The sequence below is a fragment of the Streptomyces alkaliphilus genome (assembly GCF_014141535.1).
GTDB classification, from domain to species: Bacteria; Actinomycetota; Actinomycetes; order Streptomycetales; family Streptomycetaceae; genus Streptomyces; species Streptomyces alkaliphilus.
In genome coordinates this window covers 1-4,028 of sequence record NZ_VKHT01000458.1, presented here as the reverse complement: position 1 = coordinate 4,028, position 4,028 = coordinate 1, and the positions used below count along the sequence as shown (strand labels likewise).

The following is a 4,028-nucleotide window of genomic DNA, read 5'->3' as shown; positions in this document are numbered from 1 at the left end:
CCCCCGGCAGGGGCGGGCCTCCCGTCTTCCTCCTCCGCCCCCGAACCGCCCCGGGGCGGGGGCGTGCCCGATCCCTTCACGGACCCCCTCGAGGTTCCTTCACGGCTCCCGCCCCGGCGCGGTCCGGGCCGTCCCGCGCCGGCCGGTTTCCGCTGTTCCGGCGTCCTCCGGGGCTCCGTCAAAGGTGCCGTGACGCGGCTCACCCGCGGGTGGAACCGCTCCTGTTCGCGCAGGTGGGAGTGGGTCTTCCCGGTCGGTCGTGGAGGACCGGGGGGCGTCCCGGCGGGGTTCGGTACCGGGCCGGCCGGTACCGGTTTGCGTCCTCGGTGACACGGTGCGTATGCTTGTAGATCGTTTGATCCCACTTGCCCGGCGCCCGATCGCAGTGCGCCGCGTGGCGCGTTGCTCGTCAAACCGTGGCCGACCGCAGTAGGCGGTTGATTCGTGACCTACGGAGCAAAGGCGCGTGCCCCTTACTCCGGAAGGTCTTTTCCGCATGTCCACTGCTGCCCACGTCCCCGCGACCGAGGATCTCCTCCCGCCGGACGAGCCCACCACCACCTTCGCCGACCTCGGTCTGCCGGACACCGTCGTGCGCCGCCTCGCGCACAACGGCGTCACCGTGCCGTTCCCGATCCAGGCCGCCACCATCCCCGACGCCCTCGCCGGCCGCGACATCCTCGGCCGCGGGCGCACCGGTTCCGGCAAGACCCTGAGCTTCGGCCTGCCGCTGCTCGCCCGTCTCACCGGTCGACGGACCCAGCCCAAGCGCCCCCGCGGCCTGATCCTCACCCCCACCCGCGAGTTGGCCATGCAGGTCTCCGACGCGCTCCAGCCCTACGGCGACGAGCTCGGCCTGCGCCTGAAGGTCGTCTGCGGCGGCACCTCGATGGGCAATCAGATCTACGCCCTGGAGCGGGGTGTGGACATCCTGGTGGCCACCCCCGGCCGGCTGCGGGACGTCATCAACCGCGGTGCCTGCTCGCTGGAGGACACCGAGGTCGCGGTCCTCGACGAGGCCGACCAGATGGCCGACCTCGGCTTCCTGCCGGAGGTCACCGAGCTGCTGGACCTGGTTCCGGCGGGCGGGCAGCGGATGCTGTTCTCGGCGACCCTCGAGAACGAGATCGACACCCTCGTCAAGCGCTACCTGGTCGACCCGGTCAGCCACGAGGTGGACGCAGCCCAGGGCGCCGTGACGACCATGAGCCACCACGTGCTCGTGGTGAAGCCCCGGGACAAGGCCCCGATCACCTCGGCGATCGCCGCCCGCAAGGGACGCACCATCGTCTTCGTCCGTACCCAGCTGGGCGCGGACCGGGTGGCCGAGCAGCTGCGCGAGGTCGGTGTGAAGGCCGACGCCCTGCACGGCGGCATGACCCAGGGCGCCCGCACCCGCACCCTGGCCGACTTCAAGGACGGCCGGATCCAGGTCCTGGTCGCCACCGACGTCGCCGCGCGCGGCATCCACGTGGACGGCATCGACCTGGTCCTCAACGTGGACCCGGCCGGTGACCACAAGGACTACCTGCACCGTTCCGGTCGCACCGCCCGGGCGGGCCGTTCCGGCACCGTCGTCTCGCTCGCCCTGCCGCACCAGCGGCGGACCGTCTTCCGGCTGATGGAGGACGCGGGGGTGGACGCCGCCCGGCACATGATCGGTCGCGACGGCCTCTTCGACGACGAGGTGGCGGCCATCACCGGCGCCCGGTCACTGACCGAGCTGCAGGCCGAGGCCGCCATCGGCGCCGCCCGGCACGCAGAGCGGGAGGCCGCCCGGATGGCCCGTGAGCTGGAGCGGGCGCAGGCCCACGCCGCCGAGCTGCGTTCGGAGGCGGAGAGCCTGATCGGCCGTGCCGCCAAGGAGCGGGGCGAGGACCCGACCGAGGCGGTCGCCCGTGCCGTCGCCGAGGAGGCGGCGGAGGAGGAGCGGCGCCGGGAGGAGCGGGAGGCCCGTCGCGAGGCACGGCGTGTCGAGCGCGAGGCCCGGGAGGCCGAGGATGCGGCCCGGGGCGGACGCGACGATCGCCGCGAGGGTCGGGGCGGTTTCCGTCGCGACGACCGGGGCGGCCGGGATCGCGACGACCGTCGCCCCTTCGACCGGAATGACCGGAACGACCGGCGGGACGGTCGGGGCGGACGCGACCGGGGCCCGCGCGAGGGTTTCCGTCGCGACGGGGAGCGCGGCGGGTTCCGTCGCGATGACCGACGCGACGACCGACGCGACGACCGTCGCGATGACCGGGGTGGTCGGGACCGCGACGACCGTCGTCCCTTCGACCGCGACAACCGTCCCTTCCACGGCCGTCGTGACGACCGGGACCGCCGGGACCGTGACGACCGCCGTCCGTTCGGGCGTCGCGACGACCACCGGGGTCGCTCCTTCGACCGTGACGACCGTCGGCCGGGCTTCCGCCGCGACGACCACCGGGGTCGGTCCTTCGACCGTGCCGGTGAGCGGCGCAACGACGGCCCGCGTCGCCCGCGCGACAACTGATCCCCTCGGGGCGGTTCCGCCGCCCCGTCACCCGCAGGCCGAACGGCCCACCCCGCCCGGGGTGGGCCGTTCGGCTTTTTCGTTCCTTTCCCGGTCCTTGCCGCTGTGTGCGACTGATTTCGGGTACTCCGTGCGGCGGGCCCGGTGGGCCCGGTGGGTCGGGGAACAGCGGTGCCCCCGGGTCCCGGAGAGCCCTCACGCCGGGTGACTCCCGTGAGGAGAGGAAGGCGCTCCACAAAGTTGAGTCACTCCTTGGCAGGTTTTCTCGTCCTGCGCTATAAAGGAAGGGACACGGCAACAGGAACGCCGCCACGAGAGGAGCCGACCCGACATGCTGATGCGCACCGACCCCCTGCGCGAGTTCGACAAGCTGGCCCAGCAGTTGCTGGGGACCGCCACCCGGCCGGCGGCCATGCCGCTGGACGCGTACCGCACCGGCGACACCTTCACCGTCGAGTTCGACCTGCCGGGCGTCACCCCCGAGTCCATCGACATCGACATCGAGCGCAACGTCCTCACCGTCACCGCCGAGCGTGCGCCGTCCCTGCCCGAGGGCGCCGAATCGGTGCTCGCCGAGCGCTCCCGCGGCACCTTCAGCCGACAGCTCTTCCTCGGTGACTCGCTCGACACCGACCGCATCGAGGCCCGGTACGACACCGGTGTCCTGACCCTGCGCATCCCGGTCGCCGAGCGCGCCAAGCCGCGCAAGGTGATGGTCTCCGGCGGTTCCGAGGAGCCCCGCGAGATCAAGGGCTGAGCGGCGGGCCCACCGGCCCCACCACCCATCCCGTGCGAACGGCGCCCACCCCTCCCGGGTGGGCGCCGTTCGCACGGGATGGTGCGTTGCCCCGCCCCTGGCGGGGAAGGCGCCCGCAGGGATGCCCGGTCGACGGGGCGACGACCTTCCCGAGTCGCCCCGGGGTCGGTTTACCGGTGGATTCCCACCCCTGGCGCCGTTGCTCCACTTCTCGACCGTTTCGCCCCATCGGCCCCGGGTACCCGCCCCATCGGACCCCGGTGGCCGCCCACACCCGGTGCCGCCGGGTGCACCACAACGGTCGACGGTGAGAGGAGCGTGTCGTCATGCCCGCCGGATCCAACGCCAAGCGCGAGCGGCAGTACGAGAAGATCAAGCAGAGCCGGCTGGATCAGGGGCGTGGCGAGGAACGGGCGAAGGAGATCGCCGCCCGCACCGTCAACAAGGAACGCGCCCGCGCGGGGGAGGCCCGCGAGTCCAGCCGGGAATCCCGGGAGGACATCTCCTCCGGGCGGCGCGGCGGCCTGCGGTCCGGCCACGGGCCCGGCGGCCCCACCCGCGACCAGCTCTACGCCGAGGCCAGGCGACGCGACGTCAAGGGGCGCTCGCAGATGAACAAGGACGAGCTGGCCCGGGCCCTGGACCGCGAGGACTGACCCCCGGCCCGATGCCCGGCCGCCGCCGCGCAGCGCGCCACGCCCTCACCACCGGACCGACGCCCGACCCCGGGCGCCCGGCCGGTCACGCCCACGGCACCCCACGCACCCCACGCAC

At 73.5% G+C, this 4,028-nt stretch carries 3 protein-coding genes; all 3 read left to right on the top strand.

The window, feature by feature from the left end; genetic code table 11:
- Window positions 1-496: 496 nt before the first annotated feature.
- The 3 genes from FNQ90_RS14910 (at window position 497) to FNQ90_RS14900 (ending at window position 3,910) form a co-directional block, all read left to right on the top strand.
- Complete coding sequence (locus FNQ90_RS14910; RefSeq protein WP_182606827.1) at window positions 497-2,497, top strand: DEAD/DEAH box helicase; 2,001 nt, start codon at window positions 497-499, stop codon at window positions 2,495-2,497.
- A 331-nt stretch (window positions 2,498-2,828) separates the two neighbouring features.
- Entirely contained in the window at window positions 2,829-3,254 is a 426-nt protein-coding gene (locus FNQ90_RS14905) for an Hsp20/alpha crystallin family protein (RefSeq protein WP_143621198.1), read from the top strand.
- Window positions 3,255-3,580: 326 nt separating this feature from the next.
- On the top strand, window positions 3,581-3,910 hold the full coding sequence (locus FNQ90_RS14900) for a plasmid stabilization protein (protein ID WP_182606826.1): 330 nt from the start codon (window positions 3,581-3,583) through the stop codon (window positions 3,908-3,910).
- The last annotated feature ends 118 nt before the right edge of the window (window positions 3,911-4,028 follow it).